This is a genomic window from Paenibacillus sp. EKM206P (assembly GCF_011066155.1).
GTDB lineage: Bacteria > Bacillota > Bacilli > Paenibacillales > Paenibacillaceae > Paenibacillus > Paenibacillus polymyxa_D.
Genome location: NZ_JAAMNQ010000081.1, coordinates 1 through 372, shown reverse-complemented (window position 1 = coordinate 372; position 372 = coordinate 1). Strand labels below are relative to the sequence as shown.

The 372-nt window shown below is 50.8% G+C and carries 1 protein-coding gene; it reads right to left on the bottom strand.

Annotated features, from left to right (window positions below; genetic code table 11):
• The coding region (locus G9G53_RS25780; protein WP_165150890.1) for a condensation domain-containing protein at positions 1–372 on the bottom strand (372 nt) is incomplete at both ends.

Below are 372 nucleotides of genomic sequence, written 5' to 3'. Positions count from 1 at the left end.
CCTTGGACACCCAGATCCACCAAGCCTACCCGCAGCAGCGGTGCAGCTTTTAGATCAAACGGACGGATAAACTGCCGGACCCGTTCTTGTGCTTCCTCGCTAATCCTCGTGTACGTAGCCGTAGTCGTACTCTCTACCTGTACCTTCGTATATTCCACCTCGAATGGCACGGTATCCTCAATCCATTGCATCGGCTCATTGTCTACCAGCTCAAAGCGGGTACGCAAGGTTGCATGACGATCAATTAGTTGACGGAACACGTCTTCTACTCGTTTCACATCCAGCGGACCGCTCACTTGCAGCACTGACGGCATGTTGTAGTTCACATCACTTGGATCAAACTGATGCAGTACATACAGTCGTTTTTGTGCT